Genomic DNA, 18,592 nt, shown 5'->3' with positions numbered 1-18,592 from the left:
CGATGCCGCCAAGTGTGCCTGTCCGGAGAGATGCAACGGCGCAGCAGCACGCCGTGGCCGTATCGAATTCCGGCCGCGGCGCGCCGCTGCAGCGGGTCAGGCGGCGCGGTCCCCTGCCCCGCCGGCCACCAGCCTCGGTCCCGGCGCGGCAGCGAGCGCACCGAAGCGCTCGCGGATGCTCCGCTCGATCCCATCCGCATCCAGGCCCTCGAGCCGCAGCAGCTGCGACTGCTCGCCGTGGTCGATGAAGCGGTCGGACAGGCCCAGCTGCAGCAGCGGAAGCACGATGCCGTCGCCGGCCATCGCCTCGGCGACCGCGCTGCCCGCCCCGCCCATCACGACGTGTTCCTCGACGGTGACGAAGGCCTCGTGGTCCGCGGCCAGTTCCGCGATCAGCGCCCGATCAATCGGCTTGACCCAGCGCATGTTGACCACGGTGGCGTCGAGCGCTTCGCCCGCGACAAGCGCTGGCGCCAGCATGGTGCCGAACGCGAGGATCGCGATCTTCCGGCCCCTGCGCCGGAACTCGGCCTTGCCCAGCGGGATGGCGGTGAACTCGCGCTGCACCTCGGCGCCGACGCCGGCGCCGCGCGGATAGCGCACCGCGCTGGGCCCTTCATGCATGAAGGCGGTGTAGAGCATCTGCCGGCACTCGTTCTCGTCCGAGGGGGCCAGCACCACCATGTTGGGAATGCAGCGCAGGAATGCGTAGTCGAACATCCCTGCATGGGTGGCGCCGTCGGCGCCGACCAGCCCGGCGCGATCGAGCGCGAACATCACCGGCAGGTTCTGCAGGGCGACGTCGTGGATCAGCTGGTCGTAGCCGCGCTGCAGGAAGGTGGAGTAGATGGCCACCACCGGCTTGAGCCCCTCGCAGGCGATCCCGGCGGCGAAGGTGACCGCATGCTGCTCGGCGATGCCCACGTCGAAATACCGCTGCGGAAAGCGCCGCTCGAACTCGACCAGACCCGAGCCCTCGCGCATTGCCGGCGTGATTCCGACCAGGCGGTCGTCGAGCGCTGCCATGTCGCAGATCCAGTCGCCGAACACCTGGGTGAAGGTGGGCCGGGACGGAGCCGCGGGCTTGCGGATGCCTTCGGCGGGGTCGAAGCGTCCCGGGCCGTGGTAGAGCACGGGATCGGCCTCGGCCAGCTTGTAGCCCCGGCCCTTGCGGGTGACGATGTGCAGGAACTGTGGACCGCGCAGCTCGCGCATGTTCTGCAGCGTGGGGATCAGCGCCTCGAAGTCGTGCCCGTCGATCGGGCCGACGTAATTGAAGCCGAACTCTTCAAAGAGCGTGCCTGCCGGCACCACCATGCCCTTGGCGTGCTCCTCCAGCCGTCGCGCCAGCTCGAACACCGGCGGAACCCGCGAGAGCATCGCCCGGCCCACGTCGCGCGCCTTGGCGTAGAACTGGCCGGACATCAGCCGCGCCAGGTGGCGGTTGAGCGCGCCGACCGGCGGAGAAATCGACATGTCGTTGTCGTTGAGGACCACCAGCAAGTCGATGTCGGGCGTGACGCCGGCGCTGTTCATCGCCTCGAAGGCCATTCCCGCGGTGAGCGCGCCGTCGCCGATCACCGCCACGTGCCTGCGCCGCCCCGGCCCCTGGTTCTCGCCCTTGTTGCGGGAGGCGACCGCCATGCCGAGCGCAGCCGAGATCGAGGTGGAGGAATGCGCGGTGCCGAACGAGTCGTACTCGGACTCGCCGCGCTTCGGGAAACCGGAGATGCCGCCGAACTGGCGCAGGCTGGACATCCGCTCGCGCCGGCCGGTGAGGATCTTGTGCGGATAGCTCTGGTGGCCCACGTCCCAGACGAGACGGTCGCGCGGCGTGTCGAAGACGAAATGCAGCGCGATGGCGAGCTCGACCGTGCCCAGATTGGATGACAGGTGGCCGCCGGTGCGGGAGACCGAATCGAGCACGAAGGCGCGCAGCTCGGCGGCAACCTGGCCGAGCTGGGAGCGGTCGAGCGCGCGCAGCGCGGAGGGGTCGTCGATGCGATCGAGCAGGTTGCCGGCCGGCATGTCAGGAACTCCGCAGGACGATGAGCTCGGCGAGCTCGCGCAGCCGGCGCGCGCCCGGCCCCAGGGGTGCGAGGGCCGCGCGGGCCTGCTCGAGCAGCGCGTCCGCCATCCGCCGCGACTCGGCGACGCCGAGCAGCGAGACGTAGGTGGGCTTGTCGTTGGCGCTGTCCTTACCGGCGGTCTTGCCCAGCGTGACCGCGTCGCCCTCGACGTCCAGGATGTCGTCGACCACCTGGAAGGCCAGGCCGACCGCCTCGCCGTAGCGGGTCAGCGCTTCGATGCGCTCGGGCGCGGCCGGCGGGCCGCAGAGCGCCCCCAGCCGGACCGAGACGCGCAGCATTGCGCCGGTCTTGCGGCGGTGCATGTCCTCGAGCGCCGCCAGGTCCAGGCGGCGCCCCACGGAGTCGAGGTCGATCGCCTGGCCACCGGCCATGCCCAGCGAGCCGGCGGCGCGCGCCAGCTCGGCGCTCATCCGCGCCACGCCGTCCGCGGGCGCGCCGGCCTCGAGCGCAGCGCAGACCGCCTCGAAGGCCAGCGCCTGCAGCGCATCGCCCACCAGCATCGCGGTCGCCTCGCCATAGGCAACGTGCACCGTGGGCTTGCCCCTGCGCAGCGCGTCGTCGTCCATGCAGGGCATGTCGTCATGTACCAGCGAATAGGCATGGATCAGCTCGACGGCCGCGCCCGCAGCATCCAGGGCCTCGACGGGCGCCCCCGCGGCCTCGCCGGCCGCATAAACGAGCAGCGGACGCACCCGCTTGCCGCCGCCCAGGACCGCGTAGCGCATCGCCTCGTGCAGGCGCGCGGGCGGCGCGTCGGCGGGCGGCAGCACGCGCCCCAGCGCTGCCTCGGCGCGCTGCGCCTGCTGCGCGCACCAGCGCTCGAAGGAAAGCCCGGAATCCGCGGGGACCGGCGCAACGGCGCGCGCCGCAGCCTCAGGCTTCATCGGCATCAGCGGCCGCGCCGCCCTCGAAGGGGCGCAGCAGCTCGCCCTCCAGCACTTTCACCTGCTGCTGGACGCCGGCGAGCGACTTCCTGCAGAAGGCGGCCAGTTCAGCGCCGCGCCGATAGGCGGCCAGCGAATCCTCGAGCGACAGCGAACCGCTCTCCATGCGCTCGACCAGCCGCTCCAGCTCGCCGATGGCGTCCTCGAAGGAGGGCGCGGGCGACGGCTGCGCCTCTTCGACCGGCGCGCCGCCTGCTTTCCTGACCATGTAGGGCTTCCGTGCCAAGCCGCGACCAAGCGCGGCAACATTCTGATTTTACAGCCGAAAAGCCCTGCCCACCGGCCGGGGCGCGATGCGCTGCCGCCCCCGCCGCCGGGGTGCCGTCGATCAATGCCCCGGGGAGCGGTTTGGGGTATCCTTCGCCCCTTTGTCGATCGGCCGGCCGATCCTGCCCGCAGCGGGAATGGCCGCCAGCAGACTTGGTTCGGCTTTTCGGCTTGCTTGCCCGGGAGGTTTGGGATGTCGGATCTGGGTCGGCGTGAACTTCTGGCGCGTTCGCGCGCGCAGCTTCCCGTCTCCGTCTACTTCGACGACGCGCTGTTCAGGCGCGAGCTCGAGGTGCTGTTCAGGAATGGCCCCGGCTATGTCGGCCACCAGGTGATGGTGCCCGAGGCCGGCGACTACTACGCCCTGCCCGCCGAGCGGGAGGGGCGCGTCCTCGTGCGCGCCGCCGACGAAGGGCTGGAGCTGCTCTCCAACGTCTGCCGGCACCGCCAGGCGATCATGCTCAACGGCCGCGGCAATGCGCAGAACATCGTCTGCCCGGTGCACCGCTGGACCTACGACCTGAAGGGCGAGCTGCTCGGCGCGCCGCACTTCGACGAGCAGCCCTGCGTGAAGCTGGACAGCACTCCGCTGCAGAACTGGCGCGGGCTGCTGTTCGAGGGCCGCCGCGACGTGGCCGCCGACCTGGCCGGCGTCGGCCTGGAGCGCGAGCTCGACTTCAGCGGCTATCTGCTCGACCACGTCGAAGTCCATGAATGCCAGTACAACTGGAAGACCTTCATCGAGGTCTACCTGGAGGACTATCACGTCGAGCCCTTCCATCCGGGGCTGGGCCACTTCGTGTCCTGCAGCGATCTGCGCTGGAACTTCGGCGACTGGTACTCGGTGCAGACAGTGGGCATCCACCAGGGACTGCGCCGCCCCGGCTCGCCCGCCTACCGGCGCTGGCAGGAGCAGGTGCTGCGCTACGGCGAAGGCAAGGTGCCGGACCACGGCGCCATCTGGCTCACCTACTTCCCCAACGTCATGGTTGAGTGGTATCCGCACGTGCTGGTGATCTCCACGCTGGTGCCGCGCGGCCCGCAGCACACCACCAACATCGTCGAGTTCTACTACCCCGAGGACATCGCGCTGTTCGAGCGCGAGTTCGTCGAGGCCGAGCGGGCCGCCTACATGGAGACCTGCATCGAGGACGACGAGATCGCGCTGCGCATGGACGCCGGGCGCCGGGCGCTGCTCGAGCGCGGGGTGTCGGAAGTGGGTCCCTACCAGAGCCCGATGGAAGACGGCATGCAGCACTTCCACGAGTTCTACCGTCGCCGGATGGACTTCGACGCGCCGGGCGACAGGCTCACCGGATGAGCCGCGCCGGCGGGAGACCCTGATTGCAGTCGCTGTGGATGGTGGGCGCCGCGCTGGCGTTCTCGGTGATGGGTGCGGTGATCAAGCATGTCTCGGCCTGGCATTCGGCCTTCGAGATCGTGTTCTTCCGCGGCCTGGTCTCGGCGCTGCTGATGGGCGCATGGATCTTCGCCAGCGGGCGCAGCGTGCGCACCTCCCGCCCGGGCCTGCATGCCACCCGCTCGCTGGTCGGCACCACTGCGATGACCTGCTGGTTCAGCACCTTCTCGGTGCTGCCGCTGGCCACCTCGGTGACGCTGAACTACACCTCGCCGCTGTTCATCGCGATCGCGGTGGCGGCGGCGGGCTGGTGGCACGGACGCACGGCGCCGCTGCGCGGCTGGCTCTACCTGGCGATCGCGGCCAGTTTCGTCGGCGTGCTGATGATCCTGCGGCCTGCGATCGAGCATGACCAGGCGGGCGTGCTGATGGTCGGTCTGTTCTCCGGAATGCTGGCCGCGGTGGTCTACCTGCAGGTGCGCACCCTGAGCCGCCTAGGCGAGCCCGACTGGGTCGTGGTCTTCTGGTTCGCGGTGACCAACATCGTGTTCGGCGGGATCGCGGCCACGGTCACCACGGGCTGGCATCCGCTCGAGTGGCGCAACGTCGGGCCGCTGCTGCTGATCGGCACGCTCGCCTCTGCCGGCCAGATGATGATGACCCGCGCCTTCGGCAGGGGCCGCACGCTGCTCACCGCCAACCTGCAATACCTGGGGGTGATCTTCGCCACCGTGATCGGCTGGGTCGTCTTCGACGACCGCTTCGAGTGGATCGAGTTCGCCGGCATCCTGCTGATCGTGGTCAGCGGGGCGGTCGCCACCCGGATCTCGTCGGCGGGCTCGGCGGCCGCCGCGACGCGCGAGCGCCCGGCGCCGGCCTGAATAGCCCTTCGACCTCCTTCGTGGGACCCCGATGACCTGGACCACCCTGATCTCCGCCGACGAACTCGCCGAAGCGATCGACCACTGCACTGTGATCGACGCCCGTCACGATCTGCTCGACCCCGCGGTCGGCCCCGCCGCCTATGCCGCAGGACACATTCCCGGCGCGAGCTTCCTGCACCAGGACCTCGACCTGGCCGGCCCGAAGACCGGCAGCAACGGCCGCCATCCGCTGCCCGACCGCGAGACCCTGGCAGCGAAGCTGCGCGCCGCCGGGCTGGACGCCGGCCGGCAGCTGGTCGCCTACGACGGCCAGGGCGGGATGTTCGCGGTGCGCGTCTGGTGGCTGGCGCGCTGGCTGGGCCACCGAAAGGTGGCGGTGCTCGACGGCGGAATCGAAGCCTGGACGCGTGCCGGCTTCCCGTTGAGCACAGAGCCCGCACCGCAGCGCCAGGGCAGCTTCGCCGCTGGTGCCTCGCTGGTGGCCGAGGTCGATGCGGCCACGGTGCTGGGCAACCTGGCTGGCGGGGACCGGTTGGTCGTCGATGCGCGCGCACCCGAGCGCTACCGCGGCGAGGTGGAGCCGCTGGACCCGGTCGCCGGTCACATCCCCGGTGCGGTCAACCGCCCCTTCCAGCTGAACCTGCGCCCGGACGGCCGCTTCAAGCCGGCGCCGGTGCTGCGGCAGGAATTCGAGTCGCTGCTGGCGGGCCGGCCGCCGACGTCGCTGGTCCATCATTGCGGCTCGGGCGTGACCGCCTGCCACAACCTGCTGGCGATGGAACTCGCGGGGCTCCCCGGCGGCGCGCTGTACCCCGGTTCGTGGAGCGAGTGGTGCGCCGACCCGGCGCGTCCGGTGGCGCGCGGCGCGACGCCCTGATCCGCCCGACGCGGGTGGAGCCTGGTGAGCGCTGGTGAATGATGCTGAGCTCCTGTGGACGCTGCCGAGTTCCGGTGGGCGCTGCTGAGCGCCGGTGGACGTCTGCACCTCAGCGAAAGCTGCGCCCCAGGCGCAATGCGTTGCCCACGACCGAGACGGAACTGAAGCTCATCGCCAGCGCCGCGATCAGCGGTGACAGCAGCCAGCCGAACACCGGATAGAGCACCCCGGCGGCGATCGGCACCCCGAGCGCGTTGTAGACGAGCGCGAAGAGCAGGTTCTGCCGCATGTTGCGCACCGTCTGCTCCGAGACGATGCGCGCCTGCGCGATCGACCGGAGATCGCCCTTGACCAGCGTGACGTGGCCCGCATTCATGGCCACGTCAGTGCCGGTTCCCATCGCGATGCCGACGTCCGCGCGCGCCAGTGCCGGCGCATCGTTGATTCCGTCGCCGGCCATCGCGACGCGCCTTCCCTCGGCCTGGAGCCGCTCGACCAGCGCCACCTTGTCGGCTGGCCGAACTTCGCCGTGAACCTCGTCGATGCCGAGCCGGGCGGCAACCGCACGCGCCGTCGTCCAGCCATCGCCGGTTGCCATGACGATTCGCAGACCGGCATCGTGCAGAAGCCGCAGCGCTTCGGCAGTGGTGTCCTTGACCGGATCGGCGACCGACAGCAGCCCGGCGAGTTCGCCATCGACCGCCAGATACATCACGCTCGCGCCCTGCTCCCGCAGGGCCTCGGCATCCGAGGACATCGGCTGCCACGCCAGACGCTCGTCATCCATCAGCGCGGTATTGCCCAACGCCACGTGCCGCCCCTCCACCGTGCCACGCACGCCGATCCCGCTGGCCGACTCGAAGGTCTCAGGCGCAGACAGCGAAATCCCGCGCCGGCGGGCCTCGGCAACGATTGCCTGCGCGAGCGGATGCTCGGACCCCTGATCGAGGCTCGCGGCAATGCGCAAAACCTCCTCCTCGGTTCTGCCGGGCGCGGGAATCGCCCTGTCGAAGGCGGGCCGCCCTTCGGTCAGCGTTCCGGTCTTGTCGACGACCAGAGTGTCGATCTTCCGGAACGATTCGATCGCTGCGGCGTCCCGGAACAGGATTCCCCGTGTAGCGGCGCTGCCGGTCGCCACCATGATGGACATCGGCGTAGCGAGTCCGAGCGCGCACGGGCAGGCGATGATCAGCACGGCGAGCGCGTTGAGCGTCGCGTACACCCAGGCAGGCTCGGGCCCCAGCAAGCCCCAGACGAGAAAGGTGAGCACGGCGATCGCGATGACCGCCAGCACGAACCAGCCCGCGACCTGGTCTGCCATGCGCTGCATCGGCGCTCGCGAGCGCTGCGCCTGGGCGACCATGCCGACGATCTGCGACAGCATGGTTTCCGCACCGACCCGCTCCGCCCTCATCGTCAGCGCGCCGCTGGTGTTCAGCGTGGCGCCGATCAGCTTGTCACCGCTGCGCTTGCCGACCGGGATCGGTTCGCCGGTGAGCATCGCTTCATCCACCGAGCTCTCGCCATCGAGCACCACGCCGTCGGCCGGCACCTTCTCTCCGGGCCGGACCCGCAGGACGTCGCCGACATGGACGTGGGCGAGCGGAACGTCCTCCTCGCTCCCGTCGGGATTGATCCGCCTCGCGGTCTTGGGCGCGAGCCCCAGCAGCGCCTTGATCGCGGCCGAGGTCTGGCCGCGCGCCTTCAGTTCGAGGATCTGGCCCAGCAGCGTGAGGGACACGATGACGACTGCCGCTTCGAAGTAGACCGCAACCCTGCCATGGGCCTGGAAGGACTCGGGGAACCATCCCGGTGCGAGGGTCGCAGCCACGCTGTAGACGAACGCTGCCGCAACCCCGAGCCCGATCAGCGTCCACATGTTCGGACTGCGATTCCCGATCGACTGCACGCACCGCTTGAAGAACGGCCAGGCGGCCCACAGCACCACCGGCGCCGAAAGGAGGAGTTCGGTCCATGAGCGCGCTTGCGCCGAAAAATCGCCGTACCGGTGCCCGACCATGGCCAGCACGGTGACGAGCACCGTCAGCGGCAGCGTCCACCAGAACCGCCTGGAAAAATCGCGCAGCTCCGGATTGTCGTCATCCTCCAGGCCAGGCAGGAGCGGTTCGAGCGCCATGCCGCAGATCGGACAGTTGCCGGGCCGGTCCTGACGGATCTGCGGATGCATCGGGCAGGTGTAGATCGTCGCGCCGCCTGACCTCGCCTGGAGCGGCCCGGGCGCCTGCGCGGCAGCCGGCGCAACTGCGGCTGGCGGATGAGGCGCATGGCCTGCGCCATGATGATGCGAGTGGTTTTCCATCGGTCTCTCCGCTGGTGCGCCGACGCGGGGCCGACACGAACCCCGCCCGGTCGGGCATCGCCGACGGGCGCCCCTGGATCATTCAAGCATTTTCCGCGCAGAAGGCAACACGATCCTGACCGCAGCATTACGCTTCGGTCATCTGGACGGCACCTGGACGGCATCAGGCCGCGCATCGGACTGCCGCACTCGCCCGCCCGGGAAGCTCCGGTGTATAACGCTCCCGCCTGTCCCATCGGAGCAGCCGTGCGAATTCTGATCATCGAAGACGAGCGCCGCCTGGCGGCCTACCTGCAGAAGGGCCTGGCCGAGAACGGCTACGTGGTCGACGTTTCGCCGGACGGAATCGACGGCCGCCACATGGCCCTCGAGGGCGAGTACGACCTGATCCTGCTGGACGTGATGATTCCGGGAATCGACGGTTTCTCGGTCCTCGAGCAGTTGCGCCGGCACAAGAACACACCGGTGCTGATGCTGACTGCGCGCGACAAGGTCGAAGACCGGGTGCGCGGCCTGCGGGCGGGCGCGGACGACTACCTGGTCAAGCCGTTTGCATTCTCGGAACTTCTCGCGCGAATCCAGGCCGTCCTGCGCCGCGGCGGCGCGGCCGGCGCAGGCGATCCGCTGCACCTGCACCTGGCCGACCTGGAACTCGACCTGGCGAGCCGCAAGGCGCATCGCGGTGGCCAGCGGCTGGACCTGACGGCCAAGGAGTTCACGTTGCTGAGCCTGCTGCTGCGCCGGCAGGGGCAGATCCTGTCCCGGACCACGCTCGCAGAGCAGGTATGGGACATGAACTTCGACAGCGACACCAACGTCATCGAGGTCGCGATTCGCAGGTTGCGCGCCAAGCTTGACGATCCCTTCCCGATCAAGCTCCTGCACACCGTGCGCGGCATGGGCTACGTGCTGGAGCTGCGCCAGTGAGCCGCTGGCGGACCGGCAAGGTCGTCGCACGCTCGATCCGCGCGCGGCTGACCCTTGCGCTTGGGGCCATCGGCGCCGTGGTTCTGGCCATCGCTGGCGGCACCCTCTACCTGTCGCTGGCCGAGGAGCTCGCCCGCGCGGACCGCGACGAGCTGCACGGCAAGGAGATGCTGGTCAGCCATTACATCGAGGAAGCGGCGCGAAGCGGTGACCTCGTCGCGCTCAGGCATCACATCAGTGACGCGCTGATCGCCCACGACACCCTGCGCGTCTGGCTGTTGTCCAGTGAAGGCGAGATCGTGCTGGGCCCGGGCAGCCTGCCCGCGGAACTGGAGAGCGACGGGGAATTCCTCAGGCTGATCACGGACGAGGGCGTGCTGCTCGAGGGCGTGCGGCGAACGGTGCTGCACCCCGGCAAGCTTCCGCTCGACCGGATGCTCGTCACGATCGAGATCCATCCGCGCCTGCGCCTGCTCGAGAACTACCGCCTGCTGGTCTGGCTCGTCTGCGCGGGCGGTGTGCTGCTCATCGTGACGCTGGCATTCTGGGCCACCGGCCGCGGCCTTGCTCCGGCGCGCAGGCTCTCCGAGCAGGCCGCCCGGATCGCCCCCGCGTCGCTGTCGCTGCGCCTGGACACGCAGGACGTCGACGCTGAACTCGAGGATCTCGCGCGCGGCTTCAACGAAACCCTGGACCGCGTCGAGACGGCCTATCGGAAGATGGAGTCGTTCAACGCGGACGTGGCGCACGAGCTTCGAACGCCTCTCGCCACGCTGATCAACGCCGCGGAGGTCACCCTCGGCGACGCACGATCACCGGAGACGATGCGCGAGACGCTGACCGACCAGCTCGAGGAACTCGGACAGCTCAAGACCATGGTCAACGACATGCTGTTCCTCGCGCGCGCGGACCAGGGCGATGAGGCCCCCGACGCAGCGCAGGTAGAACTGTCGGCGCAGGCGCGCAAGACCGTCGAGTACTACGACGCGCTCCTGTCCGACAGCGGCCTGAACGTGTCGATCGAGGGTGAGGCCCGGGTTCGGTGCAATGCCGGCCTGATCCGGCGCGCGCTCTCCAACCTGGTGTCGAACGCAATCAAGCAGACCAGCGCCGGCAACTTGATCGTCATTCGCCTGCGGCTCGAGAACGGCCTCGGGATCGTCGAGGTGATCAACCCTGGCGCTCCGATCCCGGAAGTGGTGCGCGCCCGGATCTTCGACCGCTTCTACCGCGCCGACACCGCGCGCAGTCGCCTGGGAATGAGCCATGGCCTCGGGCTGGCGATCGTGAAGGCGATCGTGGAAATGCACCGCGGCGAGGTCTTCGCACGATCCGGGCCAGAGGGCAACACGATCGGCTTCAGGCTGCCCGCCTGACCGGACTCACGCTGCCCGCCCGACCCTCCGGGCCGACTGCTCCGACGCCGCGCCCTTCGCCCTTCCCTTCCATTACGCATCGGTAATCTGGACGTCAGGGGACCGACAGCAGCAGCCCCGTAGCATCTGCTTCGACACGACCCTCGAGGGAGCGAAATGATGTGGGGCGGCATGTACGAAGGCGGCTGGGGCATGGGCTACGGAATCATGGGCATGGCGCACGGCCTGCTTTGGCTGGTCCTGATCGGGCTCGGCATCGCGGTCCTGGCACGATCGCTCAGGAACGACGGCAGATCGACGCCGCCGCAGGAGGAGTCCGCACTCGACGTCCTCAAGAAGCGGTACGCGCGCGGCGAGATCGACAAGGACGAGTTCGAACAGAAGAAGCGCGACCTCCTCTCCTGAGCCGGCACCCGGCGACCCGTCCTGGACCCGGACCTGCGTTTCCGCTCGCGCCCATCGGCGCAACCCCTCATGCGGGCGAGCGCCCGCCCTCACGCTGCATCGGAAAGACATGAAGCCGCTGACACACGGACTCGCGCTGCTCGCCCTCGCCCTCACCGCGACGCTGGCCGCACCCGCCGTCCTTGCCCACGGTGGATCGGATCACGCCACGACCTCCCCTCGCCATGACGCGTCAAGGGTCGTCGACACCCCCTTCGGCCGCGCCGGAGACCCGGCAAGCGCGGCACGGACCATCGAGATCGACATGACCGACGACATGCGCTTCACGCCTGCCACTTTCAGGGCAAAGAGCGGCGAGACGGTGCGCCTGAAGGTGGCGAACAAGGGCAAGGTGCTGCACGAACTTGTGCTGGGCACTCCCGACCTGCTGCGGCGTCATGCCGATGCGATGAGGAAGTTCCCCGGCATGGAGCATGACGAGCCCCAGATGACGCACGTGCAGCCCGGTGCGCAGGGCGAAGTGGTCTGGCAGTTCACCAGGGCGGGCGAGTTCCAGTTCGCGTGCCTGCTTCCCGGCCACTTCGAGGCCGGGATGTCCGGCAAGGTGGTCGTCGAGTGAGTTCTGGCGGCTTCCTCGCGGCGCTGCTCCTTTCGATGATCGTGACGGCGATGCCTGCGCCGGCAGGGGCGCAGCAGGCGACGCCGACGCTCGCGCAGGCAGTCGACGCGGCATGGGCTCGCAGCGCGCGTTCGGCCGAAGCGGCCGGCCAGGCGCGCCGAGCGGTCGCCGAACGCTCGGCCGCATCGGCCCTGCTGGCGGCGCCGCCTGCGCTGGAGATCGGCGTGCTGGGCAACCGGCAGCAAAGCCACGAGAGCAGCCGCGAGACCGAGCTGGGCATCGCCCTTCCCCTCTGGCTGCCCGGCCAGCGCTCCGCCAGGATCGGCGCCGCGGAAGCCGGCAACGCGGTGGCTGCCGAGGCGTCCGCGGCAGGCCGGCTGCGGCTCGCCGGCCTGGTGCGCGAGGCGGCCTGGGAAATCGACCTGCGCCGGGCCGAGCTGGCTGCCGCCGAGGCTCGCAATGCAGGTCTCGACGCGCTGACCCGCGACGTGTCACGACGGGTCGACGCCGGGGATCTGGCGCCCGCAGACCTCCTGGCGGTCGATGCCGAACGGCTCGCCGCGACCGCAGCCCTGACTCAGGCCCAGTTGGACCTGCACGCCGCGCGGGTCCGGTGGACAGCGTTGACGGGCCTGACTGAAGCCCCCCTGCCCCAGGTACCTGATGCGGCTGCACCGGCAGTCACGAACGACGAACACCCCGAACTTCGCCTGGCGGCCCTGGCCATCGAGCTCGCCCGAAAGCGCCTGGAATTCGTCAGGGCATCGAATCGGGACGCGCCGGTGCTCAGCACCCGGGTCCGCCAGGAAGTCTCGCGCGGCCCCGAACCCAACACCCATGGAATCGGCCTGGCCCTGCGCATTCCGCTGGGCACGGCGGCACGCAACGAGCCGATGCTCGCAGCGGCGCTGGCCGACCTGGAGCTTGCGCAAGCCCGGGAGCAGGAACTCCGTCGCCAGCTCGAGGCAGACCAGCTCGCCGCCCATGCGGCCGTCGATGCGGCGCGCCGGCAGCTGGCTGACCAGGACAGGCGCGCCAGGCTGCTTCGCGAGCGCTTGCGGCTGATCGAGAAATCGTTCCAGGCGGGAGAGACTTCGCTGCCGGAAACGCTGCGTGCGCTGACGGCCGCTGCCGAGGCCGACGCATCCCTGCTGCGCCAGCACGCCGCGCTCGGCCGGGCGGCAGCGCGGCTTGAACAGACTCTTGGAATTGCCCCTTGACCCTCGACCGATCCTCTCTCCATCGGGCGCTCGTCGCGATTGCGCTGTCCAGCCTGTCCGTGCCGTCCTTCGCGCACGGCGACGAACCCCATGACGACGCGTCCCGTGGCGCGCTTGCCGTCGAACCGGCCGGAGGTGCGCCCAGGATCGAGGCTGTGACGGAAAGCTTCGAGCTGGTGGCCCGCCGCCAGGGGGACGCCCTCGTCCTCTACATCAACCGGTTCGCGACCGGCGAACCCGTCCTCGACGCAAGCGTCGAGGTCGAGACCGGCTCGCTCAAGACCGTGGCCCGGTACCAGGCCGACCAGGGCAGCTACGCGGTGCGCGACGAGGCGTTCCTCGAGGCGCTGTCGCAACCCGGCACCCACACCGTCGTCGCCACGGTGGCATCGGGAAGCGAGGCCGACCTGCTCACCGCAAGTCTCACCGTCGCGGCCGGGGAACACGGCCCAGGCCCGAAGGACAGTTCGGTCCCGTCGGCGGTCCTCGCGCTGTCGGGCCTCCTTGCCGTCGGCGCTGCGGGCGCGGGCGCGCTCTACCTGCGCCGTCGCAGACCCTTGGAGAGTCGCCGATGAAGAAGCTCCTTGCCCTAGCCTGCATTGCGCTGGCCTCGATCGCCCAAGCCGCGCCCGGCGCCCACGGGCCCGACGGCGAGCACCTGGACGCACCTGTCTCCTCCCTGCCTGACCGCCCGGCTCGCCTGCCGGACGGCAGCGTCCATGTCCCGATGCCGGCGCAGCGCAGGCTGGGGCTGCGGACCATTCTTGCCAGGGAAGGCGAAGCGGCCGCGACCGTCGAACTTCCTGGCCAGGTCGTTCTCGATCCGAACGCAGGCGGGCGCGTGCAGACGCTCAACGGCGGAAGGATCCAGCCGGGCCCCAATGGGCTGCCCATCGCAGGACAACGGGTTCGCAAGGGTGAGCTGCTGGCAGTCGTCGTCCACAACGCCGATCCGCTGGAGATCGCAACCCGGCAAGCCACGCTGGCCGAGCTGCGCAGCAGCCATCGCCTGGCGCTCGGCCGCGTGGACCGGCTGGAGTCGCTCTCAGGCACCGTCCCGCGCAAGGAGGTCCAGGCCGCGCGGGCGGAAGTCGAGAGCCTGGCAGCACGTTCGAAGGCAATCAAGGCAGGCCTCGCCACCACCGAGCGGCTGCTCGCGCCCCTCTCCGGCGTCGTCTCCCGGGCCGATGCGCTGGCCGGCCAGGTGGCCGAGCCCAGGGACGTTCTGTTCGAGGTGTTGGACCCGGCCCGCGCGCTCGTCGTGGCCACGACCACGGACGTGTCGCTCGGCTCCAGGCTGGGCGGAGCGACCCTGGGCGGCCTTCCCGACACCCAGCTGCGGCTGGTCGGAACCGCCCCGGCGCTGCGCGAAGGCGTGCTGCCGCTTACCTTTCGGGTTTCGACGCGCGAAGCGCTGCCGCTGGCCATCGGCCAGCCGGTGACGGTGGTGGCATCCCTGAAGGAGAAGGTCAGGGGCATCGTTCTCCCTGCCCAGGCGCTCACGCGCAGCCCGGCCAACGAGCCGGTGGTCTGGGTGAAGGCGGGCGCCGAGCGCTACGTCGCGCAGCCGGTGCGCTTCCACGTGCTGGATGCCCGCACCATCGTCGTCACGCAGGGACTGGGCGCGGACAATCGCGTGGTGGTCCAGGCCGCCCCCCTGCTCGCGCAGATCCGCTGAGGCCGCGCCGGAAAACCTCATGTTCGACTGGATCGTTCGCTTCAGCCTGCACCATCGCCTTTTCGTCCTCGCGCTGGCCGCGATCCTGATGGCCTTCGGAGCGATCACCGCCTGGCGCACGCCGGTGGACGTCTTCCCGGACCTCAACAAACCCATGGTCACGGTGATGACCGAGGCCGGCGGCATGGCCCCGGAGGAGGTGGAGCTGCTGGTCAGTTATCCGCTGGAGACCGCGCTCAACGGCATGCCAGGCGTGACGCGGGTTCGATCGGTCTCCGGAGTGGGCCTGTCCATCGTCTACGCAGAGTTCGACTGGGGCACGGACGTCTACCGCAACCGCCAGCTGGTCGCGGAGCGCATGGCGATGGTCCGCGGGCAGCTGCCCGACGGGGTGATCCCCTCAATGGGCCCGGTCTCGTCGATCATGGGCGAGATCATGCTGCTGGCGCTGCCCCTCGAGGCGGGCGCCCAGGCGGCCACCCCGATGCAGGCGCGCGATTATGCGGACTTCGTGCTCCGGCCTCGGCTGCTGGCCATCCCGGGCGTGTCCCAGGTCATCCCGATCGGCGGCGAGGTGCGGCAGTTGCGGGTCGAGCCCGACACAGCCCGGATGGCGCAGTTCGGTGTGTCGCTGGCCCAGGTCCAGGAGGCGCTGCGCGGCTTCGCCTCGAATGCCGGCGGCGGCTTCATCGATCTCAACAGCCGCGAATACCTGATCCGCCATCTCGCCCGAACCCACCGGATCGAGGACCTCCAGGGTCTTGCAGTGGCCTGGCGCGATGGCCGGCCCATCCTGCTCGAGCAGGTGGCGCGCGTTGAATTCGCTGCCGGACTGAAGCGGGGTGACGCGGGCTACAACGGCGTGCCGGCGGTCGTGCTCAGCATCCAGAAGCAGCCCGCCGCGGATACGGCCAGGGTGTCCAGGGACGTCGAGGCGGCGCTTGCGGATCTCGGCCGCGCACGTCCGGCCGGCCTGAGCGAGCCCAGGGTGCTGTTCCGGCAGGCGGATTTCATCCAGGCCTCGGTGCGCAACGTCAGCGAGGCCCTCCGGGATGGCGCCGTCATGGTGGCCATCGTGCTGTTCGCCTTCCTGCTGTCGGCGCGCACCACGCTGATCTCGCTGCTGGCGATCCCGCTGTCGCTCGCCGCCACTGCACTCGTCTTCAAGCTGCTCGGACAGTCGATCAACGTGATGACGCTGGGCGGACTGGCCATCGCAGTCGGAGAACTGGTCGATGACGCGGTGGTGGACGTCGAGAACATCCTGCGCCGCCTGCGCCAGAACCGATCCCTGCCCCACCCCCTGCCGGTGCTCGAGGTGGTGCGGCGCGCGAGCGTCGAGGTGCGCTCGGGCATCGTCTACGCAACCGTCATCGTCGTGCTGGTGTTCGTCCCGCTGTTCGCTCTGCCAGGCATCGAGGGCCGGCTGTTCACGCCTCTGGGGATCGCCTACATCGTGTCGGTCCTGGCCTCGATGCTCGTCTCGATGACGGTGACCCCCGCCCTGTCCTCCTGGCTGCTGCCCCGGATGAAACGTCTTGGCCACGGCGACAGCCCGCTGGTTGCCTTGCTCAAGCGCTGGGACCGCCGGCTGCTCGTCTGGTCGTTTCGCAGGGGCACGATGCTGATCGTGGCGGCGCTGATCGCGGTGGCGGCCGCAGCGGCCACGGTGCCGCTGTTGCCGCGCGCTTTCCTGCCCGCGTTCAACGAGGGATCGATGGTGGTGGGGGTGCTGTTCAATCCCGGCACCTCGCTCGCCGACGCAAATCGGATGGGCGCACTCGCCGAGCAGCTCATCGGGGAGGTGCCCGAAGTGACCCAGGTCGGCCGACGCACCGGACGGGCGGAACTGGACGAACACGCCGAAGGCGTGCACGCATCGGAAATCGAGATCGACCTGAAGCGCAGCGACCGTGGCCGCGAACGGATCATGGCGGACATCCGCGAGAAGCTTTCGGTGCTGCCGGCCCAGGTTGCGGTGGGCCAGCCGATCTCGCATCGTCTCGACCACCTGCTCTCGGGGGTTCGCGCCCAGGTCGCGGTGAAGATCTTCGGCGACGACACCGACACGCTGCGCAGCCTGGCAGAGCAGATGCGACAGGGACTGTCCACGGTTCCGGGCCTCGTGGATGTCACGGTCGAGAAGCAGGTCCTGATTCCGCAGATCACCGTTCGCCTGGATCATCGCAAGCTCGCGCAGGCGGGGCTGTCGCCCGGCGAGGCGACCCGGGCCCTGCAGGCCTTGACCGACGGGTTCCGGGCCGCCCAGATCGTCGAGGGCCAGCGCCGCTACGACCTGGTGCTGCGTCTTCCGGACGCCGCGCGAAGCCCGCAGGACCTGGCGCGCACGCTGATCGACACGCCTGCGGGACGCCTGCCGGTGTCGGCGATCGGGACGATCGAGGAAGCGGACGGACCAAACCAGATCGGCAGGGAGAACGGACGCCGCCGCCTGGTGGTCTACGCCAACACCGACGGCTCCGACATGGGCCGGATCATCACCGACATCCGCGCGGTCATCGGCCGCGCGCCGATGCCGCCGGGCAACTTCGTCAGCCTCGAAGGCCAGTTCCAGGCGCAGGAAGAGGCAATGAAGCTCATCGCGCTGCTGTCGCTCATGTCGCTGAGCCTGGTCTTCCTGGTGCTCTACTCGCGCTACCGGTCCGCCACCCTGGCCGCCATCATCATGGCGAACATTCCGCTGGCACTGATCGGCAGCGTGGCGGCGATGTGGCTCGCGGGGCTGACGCTGTCGGTCGCATCGATGGTGGGCTTCATCACGCTGGCCGGCATCGCCTCGCGCAACGGCATCCTGAAGGTCAGCCACTACATCAATCTCTGCCGACTCGAGGACGAGCGCTTCGGCGAGGCCATGGTGATCCGCGGCTCGCTCGAGCGACTCACGCCGGTGCTCATGACGGCCCTGGTCGCAGCCCTCGCACTGACCCCGCTGCTGCTGTCGGCCGACGCCCCCGGCAAGGAAATCCTCCATCCCGTGGCGGTCGTCATCTTCGGCGGCCTGGTCAGCTCGACGCTGCTGGACACCCTGCTCACGCCGGTGATGTACCTGAAGTTCGGCCGCAAGGCGACCGATCGCCTGCTGCAGACGCCGCAGGCGGGCCAGCCGGCCGACGCCCGACCCGAGGCGCTCTGACTGAACCGACGCACGCGGGCAGCGGCGCACCCCCTGCCATGACTGAACCGACGCGCGCCGGCAGCGGCGCAGCGCCCCCTGCAACGCTGGAGATCACCATGAAAAAGCTGCTCGTCGCCCTGTCCGCCTCGCTGGCCTTGTTCACTGCCGGCGCCTCGGCCCACGGTCCCGCAACGGCAGTGCACGGCGGAGTGGTGCAGACCGCAGCGGACCTTCAGTTCGAGCTGGTCGCGGGGCAGGACGGCGTCGCGATGTACGTCGTCGACCATGGCAAGCCTGCCGATTCCAGCAGGCTGAGCGGAAAGCTGACCGTGCTCAACGGAACCGAGAAGACCGAATCCGAACTGAAACCGGCGGGCGCCAACAGGCTCCAGGCGACGAATGTCCGGGTGGGCAAGGGCGCCAAGGTGGTGGCGATGATCAGGGGCACTGGCGACACACCGGTGACGCTGCGCTTCGCCATGCCCTGAC

At 69.7% G+C, this 18,592-nt stretch carries 16 protein-coding genes; 12 read left to right on the top strand and 4 right to left on the bottom strand.

From position 1 onward, the window contains the following. Positions 1-96: 96 nt before the first annotated feature. From dxs to HNQ70_RS03800, 3 genes are read right to left on the bottom strand one after another with little or no spacing between them, the layout of a single operon-like run. Positions 97-2,028 carry a 1-deoxy-D-xylulose-5-phosphate synthase gene (gene dxs / locus HNQ70_RS03810; protein WP_183964453.1) on the bottom strand — a complete coding sequence of 644 codons (1,932 nt, stop codon included), beginning with the start codon at positions 2,026-2,028 and terminating at the stop codon, positions 97-99. Position 2,029: 1 nt separating this feature from the next. Further along, positions 2,030-2,974 (bottom strand): polyprenyl synthetase family protein, encoded by a 945-nt coding sequence (locus tag HNQ70_RS03805; RefSeq protein WP_183965442.1) that lies wholly within the window; start codon positions 2,972-2,974, stop codon positions 2,030-2,032. Further along, the gene (locus HNQ70_RS03800) at positions 2,964-3,242 is read right to left on the bottom strand and encodes an exodeoxyribonuclease VII small subunit (protein ID WP_183964452.1); all 279 of its coding nucleotides are present in this window, start codon (positions 3,240-3,242) and stop codon (positions 2,964-2,966) included. The genes HNQ70_RS03805 and HNQ70_RS03800 overlap by 11 nt, the downstream gene beginning before the upstream one ends. A gap of 252 nt (positions 3,243-3,494) precedes the next feature. On the opposite strand from HNQ70_RS03800, the gene HNQ70_RS03795 reads away from it, so the two are divergent. From HNQ70_RS03795 to HNQ70_RS03785, 3 genes are read left to right on the top strand one after another with little or no spacing between them, the layout of a single operon-like run. Next, the gene (locus HNQ70_RS03795; RefSeq protein WP_183964450.1) at positions 3,495-4,622 is read left to right on the top strand and encodes an aromatic ring-hydroxylating oxygenase subunit alpha; all 1,128 of its coding nucleotides are present in this window, start codon (positions 3,495-3,497) and stop codon (positions 4,620-4,622) included. Between the two features lie 23 nt (positions 4,623-4,645). Continuing rightward, the gene (locus HNQ70_RS03790) at positions 4,646-5,542 is read left to right on the top strand and encodes a DMT family transporter (RefSeq protein ID WP_183964449.1); all 897 of its coding nucleotides are present in this window, start codon (positions 4,646-4,648) and stop codon (positions 5,540-5,542) included. Between the two features lie 31 nt (positions 5,543-5,573). Then, positions 5,574-6,422: a sulfurtransferase gene (locus tag HNQ70_RS03785; protein ID WP_183964448.1), complete on the top strand. Its 849-nt coding sequence runs from the start codon at positions 5,574-5,576 to the stop codon at positions 6,420-6,422. A gap of 109 nt (positions 6,423-6,531) precedes the next feature. Here the strand turns inward: HNQ70_RS03785 and HNQ70_RS03780 are convergent, their stop codons facing one another. Then, the gene (locus HNQ70_RS03780; protein WP_183964447.1) at positions 6,532-8,742 is read right to left on the bottom strand and encodes a copper-transporting P-type ATPase; all 2,211 of its coding nucleotides are present in this window, start codon (positions 8,740-8,742) and stop codon (positions 6,532-6,534) included. Positions 8,743-8,988: 246 nt separating this feature from the next. Between HNQ70_RS03780 and HNQ70_RS03775 the strand changes: the two genes are divergently transcribed. The 9 genes from HNQ70_RS03775 to HNQ70_RS03735 all read left to right on the top strand — a co-directional run bounded on the left by HNQ70_RS03775 (position 8,989) and on the right by HNQ70_RS03735 (position 18,591). Next, positions 8,989-9,669 carry a heavy metal response regulator transcription factor gene (locus HNQ70_RS03775; RefSeq protein WP_183964446.1) on the top strand — a complete coding sequence of 227 codons (681 nt, stop codon included), beginning with the start codon at positions 8,989-8,991 and terminating at the stop codon, positions 9,667-9,669. Continuing rightward, positions 9,666-11,045, top strand: coding sequence for a heavy metal sensor histidine kinase (locus HNQ70_RS03770; RefSeq protein ID WP_183964445.1), 1,380 nt, complete (start codon positions 9,666-9,668; stop codon positions 11,043-11,045). Before HNQ70_RS03775 ends, HNQ70_RS03770 begins: the two co-directional genes overlap by 4 nt. Positions 11,046-11,201: 156 nt before the next feature. Further along, complete coding sequence (locus tag HNQ70_RS03765; RefSeq protein ID WP_183964444.1) at positions 11,202-11,450, top strand: SHOCT domain-containing protein; 249 nt, start codon at positions 11,202-11,204, stop codon at positions 11,448-11,450. 109 nt (positions 11,451-11,559) lie between these two features. Further along, positions 11,560-12,069, top strand: a complete 510-nt coding sequence (locus HNQ70_RS03760; RefSeq protein ID WP_183964442.1) for a cupredoxin domain-containing protein — start codon at positions 11,560-11,562, stop codon at positions 12,067-12,069. A gap of 35 nt (positions 12,070-12,104) precedes the next feature. Beyond that, a complete protein-coding gene (locus HNQ70_RS03755) occupies positions 12,105-13,289 on the top strand; it encodes a TolC family protein (protein WP_246434687.1) in 1,185 nt (394 codons plus the stop codon). Further along, the gene (locus tag HNQ70_RS03750) at positions 13,286-13,864 is read left to right on the top strand and encodes a hypothetical protein (RefSeq protein WP_183964440.1); all 579 of its coding nucleotides are present in this window, start codon (positions 13,286-13,288) and stop codon (positions 13,862-13,864) included. The genes HNQ70_RS03755 and HNQ70_RS03750 overlap by 4 nt, the downstream gene beginning before the upstream one ends. Continuing rightward, complete coding sequence (locus HNQ70_RS03745) at positions 13,861-14,967, top strand: efflux RND transporter periplasmic adaptor subunit (protein WP_183964438.1); 1,107 nt, start codon at positions 13,861-13,863, stop codon at positions 14,965-14,967. The genes HNQ70_RS03750 and HNQ70_RS03745 overlap by 4 nt, the downstream gene beginning before the upstream one ends. Positions 14,968-14,986: 19 nt before the next feature. Beyond that, entirely contained in the window at positions 14,987-18,121 is a 3,135-nt protein-coding gene (locus tag HNQ70_RS03740) for an efflux RND transporter permease subunit (protein ID WP_183964436.1), read from the top strand. A gap of 98 nt (positions 18,122-18,219) precedes the next feature. Next, a complete protein-coding gene (locus HNQ70_RS03735) occupies positions 18,220-18,591 on the top strand; it encodes a hypothetical protein (protein ID WP_183964434.1) in 372 nt (123 codons plus the stop codon). The last annotated feature ends 1 nt before the right edge of the window (position 18,592 follow it).

It is taken from the genome of Quisquiliibacterium transsilvanicum, assembly GCF_014202215.1.
Classification (GTDB): Bacteria; Pseudomonadota; Gammaproteobacteria; order Burkholderiales; family Burkholderiaceae_E; genus Quisquiliibacterium; species Quisquiliibacterium transsilvanicum.
Note: the sequence above shows the minus strand (reverse complement) of the source record. Positions and strands in the feature narration are given on the sequence as shown.